At 72.3% G+C, this 20824-nt stretch carries 17 protein-coding genes; 15 read left to right on the forward strand and 2 right to left on the reverse strand.

Going from position 1 to position 20824, the window contains the following annotated elements; translation table 11 throughout:
* Nucleotides 1–8 precede the first annotated feature (8 nt).
* The 3 genes from ACZ3ZE_RS24905 (at nucleotide 9) to ACZ3ZE_RS24915 (ending at nucleotide 5315) form a co-directional block, all read left to right on the forward strand.
* Entirely contained in the window at nucleotides 9–1031 is a 1023-nt protein-coding gene (locus tag ACZ3ZE_RS24905; RefSeq protein WP_361177115.1) for an AAA family ATPase, read from the forward strand.
* Nucleotides 1021–4392 carry an SAV_2336 N-terminal domain-related protein gene (locus tag ACZ3ZE_RS24910; protein WP_467260758.1) on the forward strand — a complete coding sequence of 1124 codons (3372 nt, stop codon included), beginning with the start codon at nucleotides 1021–1023 and terminating at the stop codon, nucleotides 4390–4392. The genes ACZ3ZE_RS24905 and ACZ3ZE_RS24910 overlap by 11 nt, the downstream gene beginning before the upstream one ends.
* A gap of 45 nt (nucleotides 4393–4437) precedes the next feature.
* A protein-coding gene (locus tag ACZ3ZE_RS24915) for an IS5 family transposase (RefSeq protein WP_467260760.1) occupies nucleotides 4438–5315 on the forward strand; the annotation gives its coding sequence in 2 pieces (ribosomal slippage) (nucleotides 4438–5034 and nucleotides 5037–5315; 876 coding nt in all).
* Between the two features lie 4 nt (nucleotides 5316–5319).
* On the opposite strand, the gene ACZ3ZE_RS24920 is transcribed toward ACZ3ZE_RS24915, so the two are convergent.
* Together ACZ3ZE_RS24920 and ACZ3ZE_RS24925 are read right to left on the reverse strand one after the other, a co-directional pair.
* A complete protein-coding gene (locus ACZ3ZE_RS24920) occupies nucleotides 5320–5679 on the reverse strand; it encodes a hypothetical protein (RefSeq protein ID WP_361177107.1) in 360 nt (119 codons plus the stop codon).
* Between the two features lie 67 nt (nucleotides 5680–5746).
* Nucleotides 5747–6877 carry a YihY/virulence factor BrkB family protein gene (locus tag ACZ3ZE_RS24925; protein ID WP_361177105.1) on the reverse strand — a complete coding sequence of 377 codons (1131 nt, stop codon included), beginning with the start codon at nucleotides 6875–6877 and terminating at the stop codon, nucleotides 5747–5749.
* A 17-nt stretch (nucleotides 6878–6894) separates the two neighbouring features.
* Here ACZ3ZE_RS24925 and ACZ3ZE_RS24930 point away from each other — a divergent pair, with 17 nt between their 5' ends.
* The 12 genes from ACZ3ZE_RS24930 (at nucleotide 6895) to ACZ3ZE_RS24985 (ending at nucleotide 20698) form a co-directional block, all read left to right on the forward strand.
* Complete coding sequence (locus ACZ3ZE_RS24930) at nucleotides 6895–8532, forward strand: acyl-CoA dehydrogenase family protein (protein ID WP_361177103.1); 1638 nt, start codon at nucleotides 6895–6897, stop codon at nucleotides 8530–8532.
* Between the two features lie 406 nt (nucleotides 8533–8938).
* Nucleotides 8939–10246: a GAF domain-containing protein gene (locus ACZ3ZE_RS24935; protein ID WP_361177101.1), complete on the forward strand. Its 1308-nt coding sequence runs from the start codon at nucleotides 8939–8941 to the stop codon at nucleotides 10244–10246.
* Between the two features lie 537 nt (nucleotides 10247–10783).
* Complete coding sequence (locus ACZ3ZE_RS24940; RefSeq protein ID WP_467260762.1) at nucleotides 10784–13861, forward strand: hypothetical protein; 3078 nt, start codon at nucleotides 10784–10786, stop codon at nucleotides 13859–13861.
* An 88-nt stretch (nucleotides 13862–13949) separates the two neighbouring features.
* Nucleotides 13950–14192: a transposase gene (locus ACZ3ZE_RS24945; protein ID WP_442305637.1), complete on the forward strand. Its 243-nt coding sequence runs from the start codon at nucleotides 13950–13952 to the stop codon at nucleotides 14190–14192.
* A gap of 132 nt (nucleotides 14193–14324) precedes the next feature.
* Nucleotides 14325–14894, forward strand: coding sequence for a GNAT family N-acetyltransferase (locus tag ACZ3ZE_RS24950; RefSeq protein WP_361177097.1), 570 nt, complete (start codon nucleotides 14325–14327; stop codon nucleotides 14892–14894).
* Nucleotides 14895–15039: 145 nt separating this feature from the next.
* Nucleotides 15040–15123 carry a putative leader peptide gene (locus ACZ3ZE_RS24955; protein WP_351188065.1) on the forward strand — a complete coding sequence of 28 codons (84 nt, stop codon included), beginning with the start codon at nucleotides 15040–15042 and terminating at the stop codon, nucleotides 15121–15123.
* A 126-nt stretch (nucleotides 15124–15249) separates the two neighbouring features.
* Nucleotides 15250–16947: a nitrite/sulfite reductase gene (locus ACZ3ZE_RS24960; RefSeq protein ID WP_361177095.1), complete on the forward strand. Its 1698-nt coding sequence runs from the start codon at nucleotides 15250–15252 to the stop codon at nucleotides 16945–16947.
* A complete protein-coding gene (locus ACZ3ZE_RS24965; protein ID WP_329425321.1) occupies nucleotides 16944–17123 on the forward strand; it encodes a hypothetical protein in 180 nt (59 codons plus the stop codon). The genes ACZ3ZE_RS24960 and ACZ3ZE_RS24965 overlap by 4 nt, the downstream gene beginning before the upstream one ends.
* On the forward strand, nucleotides 17120–17836 hold the full coding sequence (locus ACZ3ZE_RS24970) for a phosphoadenylyl-sulfate reductase (RefSeq protein ID WP_361177093.1): 717 nt from the start codon (nucleotides 17120–17122) through the stop codon (nucleotides 17834–17836). The genes ACZ3ZE_RS24965 and ACZ3ZE_RS24970 overlap by 4 nt, the downstream gene beginning before the upstream one ends.
* On the forward strand, nucleotides 17836–18417 hold the full coding sequence (gene cysC / locus ACZ3ZE_RS24975) for an adenylyl-sulfate kinase (RefSeq protein WP_467260765.1): 582 nt from the start codon (nucleotides 17836–17838) through the stop codon (nucleotides 18415–18417). Before ACZ3ZE_RS24970 ends, cysC begins: the two co-directional genes overlap by 1 nt.
* Nucleotides 18414–19349, forward strand: coding sequence for a sulfate adenylyltransferase subunit CysD (cysD, locus tag ACZ3ZE_RS24980; RefSeq protein ID WP_361177089.1), 936 nt, complete (start codon nucleotides 18414–18416; stop codon nucleotides 19347–19349). The genes cysC and cysD overlap by 4 nt, the downstream gene beginning before the upstream one ends.
* Nucleotides 19349–20698 carry a sulfate adenylyltransferase subunit 1 gene (locus tag ACZ3ZE_RS24985; protein WP_361177087.1) on the forward strand — a complete coding sequence of 450 codons (1350 nt, stop codon included), beginning with the start codon at nucleotides 19349–19351 and terminating at the stop codon, nucleotides 20696–20698. Before cysD ends, ACZ3ZE_RS24985 begins: the two co-directional genes overlap by 1 nt.
* Nucleotides 20699–20824 lie beyond the last annotated feature (126 nt).

A 20824-nucleotide genomic window follows, 5' to 3' on the forward strand; every position in this document is an offset into this window, starting at 1 on the left:
CAGCAGGCATGTCCCTCTGGCCCGTCTACACCGGATCCAGCGCGCCGCACGACGGCGTCGACGCGCTGCCCGCGCCGCCGCCGTGGCGCGCGTTCGACGGCGGGCCGGCGCTGCCGGCGGCCCGGGAGGAGGACGCGGCGGGCGGTGCGCCGGGCCGGGTGCACCGGGCCCGCACGTACCAGCCGACGCCGGAGACGGTGCAGCTGGTCAACGCGGCGCTGCATCTGCGACGGCCGCTGCTCGTGACGGGCCCGCCGGGGAGCGGCAAGTCCAGCCTGCCGTACGCGGTGGCGCGCGAGCTGCGGCTCGGCCGGGTGCTGCGGTGGAACGTCACGAGCCGCACGGCGCTGACCGACGGCCTCTACCGTTACGACCCGCTGTCGCGGCTGTACGCGGCCGGGCGGGCCGTCGCCAGTGAGCCGCTGCCCGGGGAGGCGGCGGTCGAGGACCATCTGCGGCTCGGCCCGCTGGGCACCGCCCTGCTGCCGTACGAGCGGCCCCGGGTGCTGCTCATCGACGAGATCGACAAGAGCGACCTCGACCTCCCCAACGACCTGCTGCACGTCCTGGAGGAGGGGCAGTACGAGATCCCCGAGCTGGTGCGGGCGGCCCGCTCGCATCCGGTGGCCGAGGTGATGGTCGCGGACGCGGAGGAGCGGGTGCCGGTCCGGCACGGCGAGGTGCGGTGCCGGGCCTTCCCGTTCGTCGTCCTCACCAGCAACGGCGAGCGGGAGTTCCCGCCGGCGTTCCTGCGCCGCTGTGTGCGGCTCGAACTGCACCAGCCGCCGCGCCGGCAGCTGGAGGACATCGTGCGGGCGCACCTGGGCGAGCTCGACGAGCGGGACCACGCGCTCGTCGACACGTTCCTGCGCCGGGGCAGCGCGGGCGAACTCGCCACGGACCAGCTGCTCAACGCGATCTACCTGACCCGGACGGCCGGCCTGGACGCCGGGTCGCGGGAGGAGCTGGCGAAGGCGCTGATGCCGTATCTGGGACGGGCGGCGGAGTCCTGGGACGTCGATGACGTCTGACCGGGCGGCCGGGGAGGCGCTGACCGCCCTGGCGGGCATCCTGACGGCGGCCGGGCAGGAGCCGCCGACCGGGCGGGAGCTGGCGGAACTGCTGTGGCTGGCGCGGCAGATGGGGACGCCTGAGCGGCCGGCGGAGCGGCCGGTGCGGCCCGCTCCGGAGCCCGCGCCGCCCGACTGGCGGCCCTCGGAGCCGCTCCGGCCGACGCCCCTCGCGCTCCCTCCCGGTCCGGACCCGGCCCCGGCCGCGCCGCCCCGGGTGCCGCTGCACACCCCCGCCGCCGCGCCCGAGCCGAGGCCCTCGCCGCGGCCCGCGTCCCGGCCGGGGCCCGCCGCGCCCTCACACACCTCGCTGCTGGCGCCCGCGCCGCCGATGCTGGCCCGGCCGCTCGCCCTCCAGCGTTCGCTGCGCCCGCTGCGCCGGACCGTGCCGAGCGCGGCCGGGCGGGAGCTGGACGAGGCCGCGACCGCCGACCGGATCGCCGCGCTCGGGGCCCGGCGGCGGTTGTGGCTGCCGGTGCTGCGGCCCCGGCAGGAGCGCTGGCTGCACCTGCGGATCGTCCTCGACACGGGCCCGACGATGACGATGTGGCGTCCGCTGGCGCGCGAGCTGCACACGGCCCTCGCGCAGACCGGGGCGTTCCGCACGCTCGACGTGCTGCGGCTCGGCGAGGACGGGCGACTGCCCCGGCGCCACCGGGAGCGGGGGCGTACGGCGGTGCTCGTGGTCAGCGACGCGATGGGGCCGCAGTGGCACGAGGGGCCGGCCGGCATGCGGTGGCGGGGCACGCTCGCCGCGCTGGCCCGGGAGGCGCCCGTCGCGCTGCTCCAGCCGCTGCCGGAGCGCCTGTGGCGGCACACGGCGGCGCCCGCCGTGCCGGGCCGGTTCGTCTCGCCGGCGGCGGGGGTCCCCAACGCGGCCCTGGAGTTCACCCCGTACGACGGCGCACCCGGCCGGGCGGGCGTCCCGCTGCCCGTCCTGGAGCCGACCGACGTGTGGCTCGGCCACTGGGCCGCGCTGGTCGCCTCCCCGGCCGGTACGGAGGTGCCGGGCGCGGCGGCCTTCGTGACGCCCTGCGGGCCGGCGGCCCCGGACGACGCGCTCGTCCCGGAGGACACCGACCCCGAGGAACTGGTGCTGCGCTTCCGCGCCCTGGCCTCGCCGCAGGCCTTCCGGCTCGCCGCGCACCTGGCGGTCGGCTCGGCGCGGCTGCCGGTGATGCGGCTGGTCCAGGCGGCGGTGGAGGAACGCCCCGAGCCGCAGCACCTGGCGGAGGTCGTCCTCAGCGGCATGCTCCGCGCCCACCCGGGCGCGGACCCCGGCGCGTACGCGTTCCGCCCCGGGGTCCGCGAGGTCCTCCTCGGCGCCCTCCCCCGCACCTCCCTCATCCGCACGGCCGCACTCCTGGCCCGCGTCAGCGCCGAGATCGACGCCCGCGCGGGCGCCCTGCCGGGCGAGTTCCGCGCCCTGGTGGAGAGCCTGGAGGGGCGGGGCGCGGACCGCGCGATGGGACGGCCGTTCGCGCTGGTGAGCGAGGAGAGCGTGCGGTTGCTGCGGGGGCCGGAGTGGGTGCCGCCGGCCTCGGCGGCGGAGCCGGACCCGGAGCCGGACGCGGCTCGGCCGCGGCTGCTCGCCGGGCGCTACGCGCTCCTGGAGGCCCGGCCCGGCCCGGCGGGCGAGGAGCTGTGGCAGGCCCACGACCGCGAGCAGGACCGCCGGGTCCTGATCCGTATCCATCCCTTCCCCGCACCGCCCGGCTTCGCGGCCCGCGTGGAGGCCCTGCGGGGCGTCGGCCACCCCCACCTCCTCAGCGTCCTGGACGGCCTGGAGCTCGAAGGCCGGTGCGCCGTCGTCCTGCCGGGCATCGCCGGCACGACGCTGCGCGAGCAGTTGACCGCCTCTCCCGACGGCCTGCCGTCGTTCCGCGCCCTGTACGGCGCCGGTGAGATCGCCTCCGCCCTCCTCGCGCTGCACGAGGCCGGGTTCGTGCACGGCGCCGTGCGGACGGACCGCGTCCTGCTGACCCGGCAGGAGAGGCCGCTGCTCGGAGAGCCGGCTCCGGCGCCGGAGCAACGGGCCGAGGACGACCTGTACGACCTGGGCCGGCTGCTGTACGAGATGGCCACCGGCAGGGACCTGCGGGCCGAGGACGACCCGGACGACCCCCAGGCGTCCGTCCGCGCCGTGCGACAGGACGTGCCCCTCGCGCTCGAACAGGGCATCCTCGGCCTGCTGTCCGACCACCTCGCGCACCGCCACGACGCCCTGCGCCGGCTGGCGGGCCTGGTCCGCTCCCTCGGGGCGCGCCCGTGGGGCGCCGTGCCCGGCCCGAGCTACCGGATCCTCGGGCCGGTCAAGGCCTGGTTCGACCCGCTGCCCGAACGGGACGCACTCCTGCTGGCCGGGCTGCTTCTGGAACGAGGACAGTTCGTCGACATGGGAGCCCTGCCGTTCTACACCGGCGGCGAGCCCCACCTCATCACCGACGTGATGGCCCATCTGGAGCGGCTGCGGGCCGACGGGCACCCGATCGAGACGGAGGGGCCGGCGGCCCGGATCGACCTGTCCGACACGCGCTTCGACCTGGTCGCCTCCGAGCGGCTCGCGGAGCGCGCGGCCGAGGCGGCGCGGAACGGCGACCGCGCGGCGGGCACCGAGCTGTACCGGGCGGCCCTCGCGCTGTGGCGGTCGGAGCCCCTGGCGGGCCTCCCGGGCCGGTGGGCGAGCCTGGAGCGGCGCAAGCTGACGAGTCTGCGGGCGAGCTGGCAGGAGCGGCTGGCGGCGCTGTCGGAGGGCGCGGAGGCGCGGGGTGCGCGGCTGCTGGCCGTCGCCACGGGCGCTGACGCCGGGGGCTCCGCCATCAGGGAGTTCGCGTCCGTGCTGCGCGTCCTCGGGCTGGAGGGCGTCGGCTCCACGCCGATGACCCGCCTCTCGGACTTCCCGCCCGAGGTGGCGGTCCGGCTGGCCGCGGACGCCGCCGTCGCCGACTGGCGCGAGCCGGGGCCGCGACGGCCCGTCGTCCTGCGGCTGGTCGTGGCCGGCGAGGCAGTCGACACGGAGGACCTCACGCGGGTGGTCCTGGCTCAGGCCGCGCGGGCCGGGGCGGCGGCTGAGCGGGGGCCGCAGCTGCTGCTCGCGTATCCGCGGTGGATCCACGACGCCCTGCCCGAGAGGCTCCGCCTGCGGGCGCGCGGGGCGCCGGGACCGCAGGGCTGGATGTGGCTGAAGATCGTTCCACCGCTGGAGGTGACGCCGACGTCGGTGCCGCAACCCGCGGTTCCCGTCCCCTGGCCGCAGGAGCCGGCCCCGGCGCGACCCCGTGGCTTCCTGTCCCGCCTCTTCCGGCGGAAGCCCCCGCCCTAGGCTGTGTGTCGAAAGTGGATCTGGTGCTGTGGATGATCACGGTTCATGGGTCGGGGAGATCTCACGGACGAGCAGTGGGCGGTGCTGGAGCCGTTGTTGCCGAAGGGCACGAAGGCGGGCCGGCCACCTGTCTGGCCTCGGCGGCAGCTGATCGACGGCATACGGTTCCGTGTCCGTACAGGGGTTCCCTGGCGGGACGTGCCCGTCGAGTACGGGCCGTGGGGCCGGGTCTACGACTTGTTCCGCCGGTGGCAGCGGAACGGCACCTGGCATCAGGTCTTCACCCGGCTGCAGTCCTTGGCCGACGCGAAGGGGAGGATCACGTGGGACCTGAGCGTCGACTCCATGGTCTGTCGTGCTCATCAGCATGCGGCTGGGGCCCGCAGGCAGGGTGACCTGCAGAAGGAACCGCCAGGCGGTGTGTTCACCGAACCCGAGGATCACGGACTGGGTCGCTCACGCGGCGGGTTCACCACCAAGTTGCACCTGGCCATCGAGCAGGGTCAGAAACCCATGTCGATCGTGATCACGGCCGGGCAGCGCGGCGACTCGCCGCAGTTCGAACCCGTGTTGGACAAGGTCCGCGTGCCCCGCATCGGTCCGGGACGGCCACGCGTCCGCCCCAACCGCGTGCGGGCCGACACAAGGCGTACGCCTCCCGCAGGAACCGCGGCTACCTGCGCCGCCGCGGGATTCGCTGCACCATCCCGGACAAGGCCGACCAGGCCCGCAACCGCCGAAGGCTCGGTTCCCGCGGCGGCCGGCCGCCGCGCTTCGACCCGGCCGACTACCGCGAGCGCCACGCGGTCGAGTGTGGGATCAACCGCCTCAAGAGGAACCGCGCTGTCGCCACGCGGTACGACAAACTCGCTGTCCGCTACGAAGCGACAGTCCTGGTCGCGGCGATCAACGAGTGGCTGTAATCCTTCACTGAAAAGGCATCGGGGTCCACAGCAACGCCTCCCGCCAGCCCTGTCGATCGTGAGCCCAGTCCATCATCACCTTGGCGGTCGACTCTTCTGGGCCGAACACTTCATGAAGCCTTGGAACGTGGGCCTGGTAGTGCTTGTCTGCACTGCCTTCGCGGTACTCGACCTGGTAGCTGAGGTCGTCGTTCAGGTACACCTGAATGTAATGCTGATCCACAAGCTCCAGATCGAGTCTTTCCAGGATCACAAACCGGTGCGACAAGTTCATCTCAGACAGCAGGTCGTGCAGAACCTCCTCGGTCGGATCGTCCACGGTACGACCGCCCGCTTCAACTACACGCAGCACTGGCTTTAGCATGCACGCGACTGTACCGACCCATAGGACTCAACTGCCCAGCCGTCCACAACCTCCCGAGGCAGAACACCTAAGGCGCGTCCTTGTCCCACCCCGAGTGCAGCCGTGACTTCACGTCGTCCGGCGGCAGGAACTTCGACCAGCGTTCGGGGAACTCCGACGGCATGTCCGGGTCGTCCTCGTCCACGTCGTCCTCCTCCGACCGCAGCCGGGCGACCAGGTCGGCGGCCTGGACGGCGCGGGCGCGTTCGCCGGCCTCGCGGGCGGCGGCGGTGGCGACGGAGGGCCAGACGCGGTCGATGGCCGCGTTGACGGCGGCGCCGACGAGGACGGCGAAGGCGGAGATGCCGATCCACAGGAGGACGGCGATGGGGGCGGCGAGGGAGCCGTAGATGGTGGGGCCCTCGACCTGGCTGGTCAGGTAGATGCGGAGGAGGAAGCTGCCGAGGACCCACATGGCGAGGGCGACGAGCGCGCCGGGGATGTCCTCGATCCACGGGGAGCGGACCGGGACGGACACGTGGTACAGGGTCGTCAGGAAGGCGATGGAGAGCAGGATGACCGTCGGCCAGTACAGGACGGAGACGACTTCCGTGCCCCAGGGGAGGAGCTCGACGATCCGGTCCGGTCCGACGACCGCGAGCGGCAGTACGACGGCGCCGATCAGCAGGGCCACGATGTAGAGGAGGAAGGAGAGGAGCCTGGTCTTCACGATGCCGCGGTGGCCGTCGAGGCCGTACATGACGGTGATGGTGTCGATGAAGACGTTGACGGCGCGGGAGCCCGACCAGAGGGCGATGGCGAAGCCCAGGGAGATCAGCTCGGGCCGTTTGCCCTCGGTGACGCCTTCCAGCAGGGGGCGGGCGAACTCGTTGACGCCCCGGTCGGAGAGGACCGTTCCGGCGGCGTGGAGGATGTTCTCCTCAAGGCTGGAGACGGTGTTGGTGTTGGTCCAGTCGTCGGCGTAGCCGAGGAGGGCGATCAGGCCGAGCAGCAGGGGTGGCAGGGACAGCAGGGTGAAGAACGCGGCTTCGGCGGCGAGCCCGAGGATCCGGTACTCGATGCACGAGTTCACGGTGTCCTTGAGGAGCAGCCAGGCCATCTTCCGCTTCGAGACGTTGCGGTAGAGGACGCGAGCGCGGTGGAGCCGGCTCCAGGGCCGCCGCTCGGGCCTGTCGGGTGTTTCGTTTGCTGCCTGCACCTCCTTACCGTATCGGCATGACTGACGGCACCCACACCGTGACCAACCAGGCTCCGCCCCTGGTCGGCCATGACGTCTTCTCGACCGACCGGGCCCTCGCAGAGGCCGTGGAACGGCATCTGCCGCCGGAGCTGTACGCGCAGGCGCGCGAGGAGCTCGTGGCCTTCGGCGTCTCGGCGGGCTCGGCCCAGGCACTGGAGTGGGGGACGCTCGCGAACGCCTGTGCGCCCCGGTTGCGGACCCACGACCGGTACGGCAACCGGATCGACGAGGTGGAGTTCCATCCGGCCTGGCACCGGCTGCTCGGGCGCGGGGTGGCGGCGGGTCTGACGGACGCGTGGGGCCGGCCGGGCGGGCATGTGCGGCGGGCGGCGGGTTTCCTGCTGGCCTCGCAGGTGGAGGCGGGCCACGGCTGCCCGCTGTCGATGACGCACGCGGCGGTGCCGGCGCTGCGGGCGGAGCCGGAACTGGCGGCGCTCTGGGAGCCGCTGATCGCCTCCCGGGTGTACGAGCAGGGGCTGCGGCCGCCGCTGGAGAAGACGGGCGTGCTGCTCGGGATGGGGATGACGGAGAAGCAGGGCGGCAGCGACGTCCGGGCGAACACCACCCGGGCGGAGCCGCTGGCGGAGGACGGGGCGTACGTCCTGACGGGGCACAAGTGGTTCTGTTCGGCGCCGATGTCGGACGGGTTCCTGGTGCTGGCGCAGGCTCCTGGTGGCCTGACGTGTTTTCTGGTGCCCCGGGTGCTGCCGGACGGCACGCGCAACGCGTTCGCGATCCAGCGGCTCAAGGACAAGCTGGGCAACCGGTCGAACGCCTCCGCCGAGGTCGAGTTCGACGGGTCGACCTGGGCGCGCCGGGTCGGCGAGGAGGGGCGCGGGGTGCGCACGATCATCGGGATGGTGGCGGCGACCCGGCTCGACTGCGTGCTGGGCTCTGCGGCGCTGATGCGGCAGGCGGTGGCGCAGGCGGTGCACCACGCCTCGTACCGGAAGGCGTTCGGCGGGCTGCTCGTCGACAAGCCGCTGATGCGCAACGTGCTCGCCGATCTGGCACTGGAGTCGGAGGCGGCGACGGTGCTGGGGCTGCGGCTCGCGGCGGCGTACGACGGCGGGAGCGAGGCGGACCGGGCGCTGCTGCGGATCGCGGTGCCGGTGGCGAAGTTCTGGGTGACGAAGCGGTGCACGCCGGTGGTGGCGGAGGCGCTGGAGTGCCTGGGCGGGAACGGGTACGTGGAGGAGTCGGGGCTGCCGCGGCTGCTGCGGGAGTCGCCGCTGAACTCGGTCTGGGAGGGCGCGGGCAATGTGCAGGCGCTCGACGTGCTGCGGGTGCTCCAGCGGGAGCCGGCGGCGTTGAACGCCTTCCTGGGCGAGGTGGGGCGGGCGCGCGGCGCGGATCACCGGCTGGACCGGGCGATCCGGGACATGCTGGCCGAGCTCGCCGACCTGGAGGGCATCGAGGCGCGGGCCCGGCGGCTGGTGGAGCGGATGGCGCGGGTGCTCCAGGGGGCGCTGCTGGTGCGGTGGGCGCCGCCCGAGGTGGCGGACGCGTTCTGCGCCTCGCGGCTGGGCGGGGACTGGGGGGCGTCGTTCGGGACGCTGCCGCACACGCTGGACCTGGCGGCGGTGGTGGAGCGGGCCCGACCGGCCGCCTGAACGCTGTGCGGTGAGCGGGCCCGACCGGCCGCGTGAACGCTGTGCGGTGAGCGGGCCTGACCGGCCGCGTGAACTCGCGTGCGGTCGGCCCGTCTTCGGGGTGATGTCCGCGCGTGCCCAGGGGTGGACCCGTGGGGGCGGCCGCCGGTCGGCGGGCGCTCCGGGGGGGTCGGCACGCGCGGAAAAGCCGAGGGTGGTGCTGCGCCGACACGGCACCACCCTCCGCTTCGGCTCCAGACTCCTCGACGGGGGCGGGGGTCGCCAGAGTTGCAAAGGGTTGCAGGATTACCCGAAGCACCCCGCGCGTCGCTCTCCGGAGCGGCACGATGGGCGGCAGAACTCCGGACCGGGCACGACCACCCGGGGACCGAACCGACACAGCACCGCGGGGAGCTGGGAGGGACCGATGAACAACAAGAAGCTGGACCTGAACCGGCTCGCCGCGATGGACGCCGGCAAGGCGAGCCGGCTGCTGCACCAGGTGCGCGAGGAGACCCTGGCCGGCCGGACGCCGCCGGTGGCGCCCCGCCCGGTCATCGACGCGTCCTGGCAGCGCATGTTCCGGATCGGCCTCGACCCGGACCAGACCACGAGCAGTGTGCTCCTGGAGCGCGAGGAGCTGGAGCAGCGGCGCCGGGCGACGGTGCTCGGCGAGGTGATGCGGACGCTGAGCGCGGGCCTGGCGGGGATCGCCGACGCCTCCCTGCAGATCATGGTCGTGACGGACGAGCAGGGCCGGGTGCTGTGGCGCGAGGGCAACCTGGGGGTGCTGCGGCAGGCCAACGGGATCTGTCTGGAGGAGGGCGCGGCCTGGAGCGAGCAGTCGACCGGGACGAACGCGGTGGGCACGGCGCTCGCGATGGACCGGGCCGTGCAGGTCCACTCGGCCGAGCACTACGTGCACACCCTGCACAACTGGACCTGCGCCGCCGCACCGGTGCACGATCCGCGCGACCAGCGGCTGCTCGGCATCGTCGACGTGAGCGGCCCGGCGTCCAGCTTCCATCCGGCGACGCTGGCGCTGGTCGGTTCGGTGGCGCAGCTCGCCGAGGCGGAGATGCGCCAGCGGCATCTGCGGTCGATCGAGCGGCTGCGGTCGGTGGCGGCGCCGATCCTGTGCCGGGTGGGCGGCCGGGCCGTCGCCGTCGACACCCACGGCTGGACGGCCGCGGTGACCGGGATGGCGCCGGTGGACCGGCTCGCGCTGCCCAAGTCATTCCGGGCCGGCCGGGTGTGGCTGCCCTCGCTGGGGATGTGCGCGGTGGAGCCGCTGCCGGGCGGCTGGCTGCTGCGGGCCGAGGAGGAGACGCGGGCGGCCGACACCGCCTCGGGCGCGGTGAGCCGGGTGGTGCTCGACCTGACCGGGCCGCGCCGCTGCACGGTGTCCGTGTCGGGCGCGGTCGGCAGCTGGTCCCAGGAGCTGAGCCCGCGCCACGCCGAGCTGCTGTACGTGCTCGCGCTGCACCCGGAGGGCCGGACGGCGGCGGAGCTGGCGCAGGACGTGTTCGGGGACCGGACGCGGACGGTGACGGTACGGGCCGAGATGTCGCGGGTGCGGCGCAACCTGGCGGGGGTCCTCGCCCACCGCCCGTACCGCTTCGGCGAGGAGGTCGAGGTGGAGCTGCGCCGCCCCGCCCACCCGGCGGACCTGCTGCCCCGGTCCACGGCCCCCGCGGTCCTGGCCGCGCGGACGGCGACGGGACCGCGGGGCTAGCGGGCCCGGCGGCCCGGAGCCCGGAGCCCGGCGCCCCGGCAGCCCGGCGACCCGGCGACCCGGCAGCCCGGCAGCCCCCGCAGTCCCCGCGTCGCGCACCCCCGCCGTACCCCTTACTGATCGTTTCAGAAAGAAGTCCGCAAGTTCGACGGCAGGCACTACTCGTCTCGATCAAGCGGTATTCGGTGTCCCCGGACGGTCGCCCTCCTGGTCCGGCCATTCAGCGGCCCGGTTCGGCGAAGAGGACACCAGGCCCCACGCCTTCTCCTTCCCCGTGTGCAGCACCAGCCCGGTGGGACGGGTCGATGGTCTCAGCGAGGGTGACCCGCCGTCCGTATACGCGGGTGATCGTCGGCGTGTGGTGGCGGACTGTCTCGGACCCGGGCACCGGTTCCGGCCATTCTTGTCGAAGTGTGTTTTTCTGGTGATCATTCTGTGTAATTTCGCGTTCCGAAAAGCGTCGTTCGCCCTGGCGCCCGGCGCGGACGGTGCCTGGCGTCGTGGCGGCTCCATCCCCTTCCGCAGACAGGAATCGTGATGACCACCCCGAGCACTGGAACACCCGACACCGCTCCGACGAGCACGGCCCCTGCGGCGAGCAAGCCGCCCGGGTTCGAGGTGGACAAGGCGATGCTGGACGGCGCGACGCCGAAGGACCTGCTCCCGTCCACCGGCAACTACCCGACGGAGGTCGTCCGGTACCAGTCGGTGGTGCTCACCGACATCCCCGGGGCGACGCCGGCGCGTGCCCTGACCGGCGCGATCGACCTCGGCGAGGAGAACCTGCCGTTCTACGACCGGCCCGCCGAGGGCATGGTCGTCACGACGGAGCAGAGCTGGTCGGCCCAGGGCGTCACGCTCGGCCGGCTGCTGCACAGCCTGGCCCTCGCGCCCGGCGAGAGCACCCGGGTCGCGGTCGTCGACTGGCAGCACACCACCCGGGCCACCGGCACCGAGAACGCGTCCGAGAACGACGTGCTGTCCGGGACGACCGACCAGAACCGATCGATCAGCGAGGTCGCGAACGCGATCGCCCGCGAGGAGCAGTACGGCAGCTCCCAGGGCTTCGAGTTCGGCCAGTCGTCCAGCTCCGGGGGCAGTGTCGGCGTCGCGCTCTTCGGCCTCGGCGGCGGCGGCAACTGGAGCAAGTCGTCGAACATGGGCATCGCGAGCGCGGTCTCGCGTTCCACGGGCGTGCGGTCGGTGGCGCAGGAGGCGACGCAGCGGATCAGCGCGCGGACCCAGCAGCTGGCGACCGCTGCACGCAGCCGGAACATGACTGTCGTACGCGAGACATCGCAGACGGAGAAAGACCAGGTCATGACCCGGGTCGTGACCAACTACAACCACATGCACGCCATGTCGGTGCAGTACTACGAGGTCGTCCAGGTCTACACCGTGACGACGAAGCCGACCAGGCTGGAACGCTGTCTGTTCATCCCGCTGCAGGAGCTGACCTTCACCCACACCAGCCTCCAGCGGTACAAGGACGTCCTCGCGTCGGTGGCGCCGGTCGACTGGGCGGAGAAGATCCGCACGGCGAACCCGTTCGACACCGCCGTGCGCAAGCTCGACGTGTGCGCGGCGCCGGAAGCTGCGGAGAAGCAGGACTTCGGCGGGGTGGAGCTGGCCGACATCGCCGCTTCGGCCATGGGCGTGTACGGGGTACGCAAGGCCGACGGCAACCCCGTCAAGTTCGATCCCGCGACCCAGCAGTGGAAGCCGCTGCCCACCACGGGACTGAGCGGCGGCCTGAGCCGGATCGCACCGGGCAAGGACACCGTCTGGGCGATCCGGGCCGACAAGTCCGTCATGCAGTTCGACGGGACGACCTGGCGCAGCGACACGGGGGCCGCCGGGACGCGCGTCGCCTGCGGCGCGGACGGCACGGTCTACCACGTGGGTGGCCTCAACACTCTCTACCAACGCACCCTGAACGGCACATGGACGGACCTGGGGGTCGCGGCCGACGAGATAGCCGCCACCGGCAAGGACAAGGTGTGGTACTCCCGGCAGGGAGTCGTGTACGAGCGCAGCGGCACCGGCTGGGCGCAGCGCAACGGGGCCGGGGTGCAGCGCCTGTCGGCCACTGCCGACGGTGCGGTCTGGGCCGTCGTGCAGTCCCCGACCAGCACGGAGACCATGCTCTTCCGTCTGGAGCCCGGTGCGACGACCTTGGTGCGCCCTGCGACGGGCGCCCTCCGCGACGTCGTCGGGGTGGCGCAGGTCGCCTCGGCCGCCCCCGGCGACTACTGGGCGCTCATGAACAACGGCACGCTCAGCCGGATCCTGGCGCGCGAGGCGCCGATAGCCTTCGAGGACCAGCCGAAGGCCGACTCCGCCTACGCGTCCAGGATCGACGTCTGGACCGACGACGCGGGGATCCGCGGCATCCAGGTGGTCTTCCCCAGCCACGCCTTCAGCTGCGGCGACACCGGCGGCTCGGGCCTGCAGCAGGCGTCCTACGTCTTCGGCGGCGCCGACAAGCTGATCTCCTACGAAGCCTGGTCCGGCACGGCCGCCCGCGGCAGCCTCGCCGGGCTGCGCCTGAAGATGACCTCGGGCGTGGCGAACTTCGGCATCGCCGCGACCACCACCGTCGCACCCGACCTGTCCGAGGACGCCGGCGGCGCCTCCGCGATCTGCGGCCTCTTCGGCTCGACCGTGCGCTCCGGCAGCCGCACCTACGTCGCGTCCATCGGCTTCCACGTACGGGGCGGGAACGTGCCCCAGGCGGTCTTGGACCACCTGAACGACAACCGCCGCCACTACAGCCAGGCCGTATGGGCCAACGCCGACGAGCTCACCCTCAGCCGCATCCTCGCCAACTACTCCTACACCCCGGCGGGATCCAGTCAGGGGCCCGTCCCCCTCGGCATGCTCCTTGACCCGAAGCCCATCGCCGCCACCGGCAACTACCTCGGCTTCCGCTGGAACTTCGCCAGCGAGCAGGAGCGCGAGGAGTGGACCAAGGCTCGCCAGCCGGGCGACAGCACCTTCGGTACGCCGGTGGCCCACACGATCGCCATCGCCACCAACGGCGTCTTCGCAGAGGCCGTCCTCGGCCGGTCCAACTCGGCCGAGAAGATCGACCTCACCCGCTTCTGGAACTGGAAGGACTCGCCCATCCAGATCACACCGGCCGACATCGCCCCGGTGTCCACCGGCAGCCGCGGGCAGAACCTCGACACCACGGCGGCCGGCCTGGGCGTCTCCCAGGCGCAGTTCACGCCGCTGGTGGCGATGCCCGACCCGGTCGGCCTCCAGACGGCGGCGCAGACCCTGGCCACCGCGAACCTGTTCCGCGACATGAGCGGCCTCGACAGCATGAGCCAGGTGCTCAGCAAGGGAATCGAGGCCGCCGCCGGGAACGACAAGGAAGCCGGCATACGCGCCCAGGAAGCGCTGAAGACCGCCACCGAACACGTGCAGAAGATGGCCCAGATCGCGGTCGACGCCGTCGGCAAGGTGGCACCGCTCGCGACCGGCGGAGCCGGAGGAGGCAACCTCAGCGCCCTCGGCGGCATGCTCAACCAGGGCGGCAAGGCCGACGCGCCCGAGTCCACGCCCGCCCCCGCCTCCGCCTCCGGCGGGCAGTCCGACGCGAAGGCCTGACCACCGCACCGAGCGGGTCCGGTCCGTAACCCGGGCCCGCCCCACCAAACGAACAGCGACACCCCACACGTGGGTGTGCCGGAGACTCATGGCTCGCACGTCTTCTTCCAGGGCCCTTCGCTCCGCAACGAGTCGAATCCCGGACGATCTGTGGGAGCGGATGGCTCCCCTGCCGCCACCCGCTCCCGAGCGACGCCACCGCCATCCCGGGCGACCCCGAGTTCCGGACAGGACGGCTCTCGTCGGCATCCTGTACGTGCTGCGGACGGGCGTCGCCTGGCGTGACGTCCCCGCCGAGACCGTGAGCTGCTCCGGAGTGATGATCAGTTAGTACCGCTGATGCCGCGCCGCGCCCGAGGGAGCCGTCCGCGGCCTGTCCGCATGCCGGACAATGTGTCCGAGGACACCCGGTCCACCCCCGTCGCCTGTAGGAATCCGCCGCTCCACATGATGCGATAAGCCCATGAGCATCACTCTCACCACCTGGTCGCTGGAACAGACCTCGCCGTCCGATCTGAACCCGGTCGCCCCGCCGGAGGGCGTCGATCTGCGGATCGAGCGCGCCGGGGTGCCCTCGGCGGAGTTCAGCCGCTTCCTCTATACCGCGGTCGGCGGCGACATCCGCTGGACCGACCGGCTGTCGCTGACCTACCCGCAGTGGCAGGAGATCGTGGAGAAGCCGGGCGCCGAGATCTGGGTGGCGTACGAGAACGGGACACCGGCCGGCTATGTCGAGCTGGACCCGCAGGACGACGGGGTCGTGGAGATCGTCTACTTCGGCCTGATCCCCGCCTTCCGGGGCCGGCGGATCGGCGGCCGCCTGCTGTCGTACGGGGTGGAGCGCGCCTGGGACCTGGCCGAGCGCTGGCCGGACCGGGAGCCGACCAAGCGGGTCTGGCTGCACACCTGCTCCCTGGACGGCCCGCACGCGATGAGCAACTACGAGCGCCGCGGCTTCCGTCTGTTCGACACGAAAACCGAGGAGACCGAGGAGACCGCGAACCCGGGGCCGTGGCCGGGCGCGTACGCCTGAGCCATCGCGTTCCACTCGCCGAAGGGGCCCTGAACTGGGCCCCTTTCGCGTGACCCAGACCACACCATCTCGCTCTTCGAGACACCGATGTCCACATTCTGGATAATGCTGGACTGGGTCCAAAGTCCCGTGACACGCTTCCGTCATGTCTGGAACTGGAATTGCCTTGGTGAGTCGGCGGCACGTCGACCTAGGCCGCATGTCCAGCGCCATCTGTTCGGCGCGCTGATCGAACCAGCACCGCCGCGCATCTTCCTGCTGTCCCTTTCTCTGCGCACTGTCGCGCCGCCCTCCATCCTGAGCGCGAGTGTGCAGGTCAGAGCCGCCCTCCCGCAGTCCCGAAGGACATATCGCCATGGCCGCCACCCCGGAAAACCCCACTCCCGCCGCCGCCCGCCGCAAGACCGGGCGCCACCGCGGCGAGGGTCAGTGGGCCGCGGGGCACTTCACCCCGCTGAACGGCAATGAGCAGTTCAAGAAGGACGACGACGGTCTCAATGTACGGACACGTATTGAGACGATCTACTCCAAGCGTGGATTCGACTCCATCGACCCCAACGACCTGCGCGGCCGGATGCGCTGGTGGGGCCTGTACACCCAGCGCCGCGAGGGTCTGGACGGCACCAAGACCGGTGTCCTGGAGCCGGAGGAGCTGGACGCCGAGTACTTCATGCTCCGCGTCCGCGTCGACGGCGGCCGGCTGACCACCGAGCAGCTGCGGGTCATCGGCGAGATCTCACAGGAGTTCGCGCGCGGCACCGCCGACCTCACCGACCGGCAGAACGTCCAGTACCACTGGATCCGGATCGAGGACGTCCCGGAGATCTGGAACCGCCTGGAGGCGGTCGGCCTCTCCACCACCGAGGCCTGCGGCGACACCCCGCGCGTCATCCTCGGCTCGCCCGTCGCCGGCATCGCCGTGAACGAGATCATCGACGGCACCCCCGCCATCGAGGAGATCCAGCGCCGCATCGTCGGCAACCCGGAGTTCTCCAACCTGCCCCGCAAGTTCAAGTCGGCGGTCTCCGGCTCGCCGCTGCTCGACGTGGCGCACGAGATCAACGACATCTCCTTCGTCGGCGTGCACCACCCGGAGCACGGCCCCGGCTTCGACGTCTGGGTCGGCGGCGGCCTCTCCACCAACCCCAAGCTGGGCGTCCGGCTCGGCACCTGGGTCTCCCTGGACGAGGTGCCCGACGTCTACGAGGGCGTCATCTCGATCTTCCGCGACTACGGCTACCGCCGGCTGCGCACCCGCGCCCGCCTGAAGTTCCTGGTCGCCGACTGGGGCCCGGAGAAGTTCCGCCAGGTCCTGGAGGACGAGTACCTCCAGCGCAAGCTGACCGACGGGCCCGCCCCCGAGCAGCCGGCCGGCCGCTGGCGCGACCACGTGGGCGTCCACAAGCAGCTCGACGGGCGCTTCTACGTGGGCTTCGCCCCGCGCGTCGGCCGGGTCGACGGCACCACCCTGACGAAGATCGCCGAGATCGCCGAGGCGCACGGTTCGGGCCGGGTCCGCACCACCGCCGAGCAGAAGATGATCGTCCTGGACATCGAGGAGGCGCAGGTCGACTCGATCGTCTCCGCCCTGGAGTCCCTGGACCTGCGGGTGACCCCCTCGCCGTTCCGGCGCGGCACGATGGCCTGCACCGGCATCGAGTTCTGCAAGCTGGCCATCGTCGAGACCAAGGCGCGCGGCGCCTCGCTCATCGACGAACTGGAGCGCCGCATCCCGGAGTTCGACGAGCCGATCACCATCAACATCAACGGCTGCCCGAACGCCTGCGCCCGCATCCAGGTCGCCGACATCGGTCTCAAGGGCCAGCTGGTCCTGGACGACGAGGGCAACCGGGTCGAGGGCTACCAGGTGCACCTCGGCGGCGCGCTCGGCCTGGAGGCCGGCTTCGGCCGCAAGGTCCGCGGCCTCAAGGTCACCTCGGCCGAGCTGCCCGACTACGTCGAGCGGGTCCTCACGCGCTTCCAGGCGGAGCGCGAGGACGGCGAGCGCTTCGCCACCTGGGCGGCGCGCGCGTCGGAGGAGGCGCTGTCGTGAGCGAGCGAGCCGCCCCCTTCCACTGCCCCTACTGCGGGGACGAGGACCTGCGTCCGCACGAGCAGGGCCATGGCGCGTGGGAATGCAGGGCCTGCAGTCGAGCCTTCCAGCTGAAGTTCCTGGGGCTCCTCGCCCCGGAGACTTCGGGCAACACCCCTGGGAGGGAACAGATATGACGGTCACTCGGATCGCGCGGGACGCCACCGCGGCCGACCTTCAGGCACTCGCCGAGCAGGCCGGCCGCGAGCTGGAGGACGCCTCCGCGCTGGAGATCCTCCAGTGGGCCGCCGGCACCTTCGGGGAGCGCTTCTGCGTCACCTCCTCCATGGAGGACGCGGTCGTCGCCCACCTCGCCTCCCGCGCCCTGCCCGGTGTCGACGTCGTCTTCCTCGACACCGGCTACCACTTCCCCGAGACGATCGGCACCCGTGACGCGGTCGACGCGGTCATGGACGTCAACGTCATCACCCTGACCCCGCGTCAGACGGTGGAGGAGCAGGACGCCGAGTACGGCGCGAAGCTCCACGAGCGCGACCCCGACCTGTGCTGCGCGCTGCGCAAGGTCAAGCCGCTGGAGGAGGGCCTGACCGCGTACGCCGCGTGGGCCACCGGCCTGCGCCGCGACGAGTCCCCGACCCGGGCGGACACCCCGGTCGTCGGCTGGGACGAGAAGCGCCAGAAGGTCAAGGTCTCCCCCATCGCCCGCTGGACCCAGGACGACGTGGACGCGTACGTCCTGGAGCACGGGGTGCTCACCAACCCGCTCCTCATGGACGGTTACGCCTCCGTCGGCTGCGCCCCCTGCACCCGCCGGGTCGAGGACGGCGAGGACGCACGGGCCGGCCGCTGGGCCGGCCGGGCCAAGACCGAGTGCGGACTGCACGCCTGATGACCACCACCCCCACCCCCCGCATCGAGACCTCCCAGGAGAACCACGTGACCGGTGCCACCGTCTGGCTCACCGGCCTGCCGAGCGCCGGCAAGACGACCATCGCGTACGAGCTGGCCGGCCGGCTGCGCGTCGAAGGGCAGCGCGTCGAGATCCTCGACGGCGACGAGATCCGCGAGTTCCTCTCCGCGGGCCTCGGCTTCAGCCGCGAGGACCGGCACACCAACGTGCAGCGCATCGGCTTCGTCGCGGAACTGCTCGCCTCCAACGGCGTGACGGTCCTGGTCCCGGTCATCGCGCCGTACGAGGACAGCCGCGAGGCGGTCCGCAAGCGCCACGCGGCCCAGGACACCCCGTACGTCGAGGTGCACGTCGCCACTCCGGTGGACGTGTGCTCGGTGCGGGACGTGAAGGGGCTGTACGCCAAGCAGGCCGCGGGTGAGATCAGCGGTCTCACCGGCGTCGACGACCCGTACGACGAGCCGCGGAACCCGGATCTGCGGATCGAGTCCCACACCCAGACCGTGCAGGAGTCCGCGGCGCAGCTCCACGCGCTGCTCACCGAGAGGGGTCTGCTGTGACCACTGTCGCTCATGTCCACGAGGCGACCGACAGCCCGTTCGCGCTGTCGCACCTCGACTCCCTGGAGTCCGAGGCCGTCCACATCTTCCGTGAGGTGGCGGGTGAGTTCGAGCGGCCGGTGATCCTCTTCTCCGGCGGCAAGGACTCGATCGTCATGCTGCACCTGGCGCTGAAGGCCTTCGCCCCGGCGCCGGTCCCCTTCACGCTGCTGCACGTCGACACCGGGCACAACTTCCCCGAGGTCCTGGAGTACCGCGACCGGGTCGTGGCCCAGCACGGGCTGCGGCTGCACGTGGCCTCCGTGCAGGAGTACATCGACGCGGGCAAGCTGCGCGAGCGCCCCGACGGCACCCGCAACCCGTTGCAGACCGTCCCGCTGACGGAGGCGATCCAGCAGCACCGATTCGACGCCGTGTTCGGTGGCGGGCGGCGCGACGAGGAGAAGGCCCGCGCCAAGGAGCGGGTGTTCAGCCTGCGCGACGAGTTCTCCCAGTGGGACCCGCGCCGGCAGCGGCCCGAGCTGTGGCAGCTGTACAACGGCCGGCACGCCCCCGGTGAGCACGTCCGGGTCTTCCCGCTCTCCAACTGGACCGAGCTGGACGTGTGGCAGTACATCGCCCGCGAGGGCATCGAGCTGCCGGAGATCTACTTCGCCCACGAGCGCGAGGTCTTCGCCCGCAACGGCATGTGGCTGACGGCCGGCGAGTGGGGCGGCGCCAAGGACACCGAGACGGTCGAGAAGCGGCTCATCCGCTACCGCACCGTCGGCGACATGTCCTGCACCGGCGCCGTCGACTCCGACGCCACCACGCTCGACGCCGTCATCGCCGAGATCGCCGCCTCCCGTCTCACCGAGCGGGGCGCGACCCGCGCCGACGACAAGATGTCCGAGGCCGCGATGGAAGACCGCAAGCGCGAAGGGTACTTCTAATGAGCACGTCCACCGAGCAGTTCGCCGACGTCTCGGCCACCACCCTGCTGCGTTTCGCCACCGCCGGGTCCGTCGACGACGGTAAGTCCACCCTGGTGGGCCGCCTGCTGCACGACTCCAAGTCGGTCCTCACCGACCAGCTGGAGGCCGTCGAGGCCGCGTCCATCAAGCGCGGCCAGGAGGCTCCGGACCTGGCGCTGCTGACCGACGGCCTGCGGGCCGAGCGGGAGCAGGGCATCACCATCGACGTGGCGTACCGCTACTTCGCGACGCCGCGGCGCCGGTTCATCCTCGCCGACACCCCCGGGCACGTGCAGTACACCCGGAACATGGTGACGGGCGCCTCGACGGCCGAGCTGGCCGTGGTCCTCGTCGACGCCCGCAACGGTGTCGTGGAGCAGACCCGCCGGCACGCCGCGGTGGCCGCCCTGCTGCGGGTGCCGCACGTGGTCCTCGCGGTGAACAAGATGGACCTGGTCGAGTACCGCGAGGCCGTCTTCGCCTCCATCGCCGAGGAGTTCACGACGTACGCCTCCGAGCTGGGCGTCCCGGAGATCACCGCGATCCCGATCTCGGCGCTCGCCGGTGACAACGTGGTGGAGCCGTCGGCGAACATGGACTGGTACGGCGGTCCGACGGTCCTGGAGCACCTGGAGACCGTCCCGGTCAGCCACGACCTGACGGCCTGCCACGCGCGCTTCCCGGTCCAGTACGTGATCCGCCCGCAGACGGCCGAGCACCCCGACTACCGGGGATACGCGGGCCAGATCGCGGCCGGTGCCTTCCGCGTCGGCGAGGAGATCACCGTCCTGCCCTCGGGGAAGACGACGACGATCGCCGGGATCGACGCGCTCGGCGAGTCCGTGGACATCGCGTGGGCGCCGCAGTCGGTGACCATCCGGCTGACCGACGACCTCGACATCTCGCGCGGCGACCTGCTCGCCCCGGTCGGCGACGCCCCGGCCACCAGCCAGGACGTCGAGGCGACCGTCTGCCACGTGGCGGACCGGCCGCTGGCCGTGGGGCAGCGGGTGCTCCTCAAGCACACCACCCGCACGGTCAAGGCGATCGTGAAGGAGATCCCGTCCCGGCTCACCCTGGACGACCTCTCCCAGCACCCGGAGCCCGGGCAGCTGGTCGCCAACGACATCGGCCGGGTCAAGGTCCGCACCGCCGAGCCGCTCGCGCTCGACGCGTACGCCGACTCACGCCGTACGGGCTCGTTCCTGCTGATCGACCCCGCGGACGGCACCACGCTCGCGGCCGGCATGGCGGGCGAGTCGTTCGCCTCGGCCAAGCCGGCGGCGCCCGTGGCCGTCGAGAACGACGAAGAAGGATGGGATTTCTGACGATGACTCAGGATTTTTGGGCCACCTTCGCCAAGGAGGGCGGCCGGGTCGGTTCCGGTGCGCTCGGCGCGGGCCGGGGAGGTGTCGCGCGATGTGCGTGCTGACCTCGATGCGCCGTTGCGACGG

Source organism: Streptomyces sp. NPDC023157, assembly GCF_055560575.1.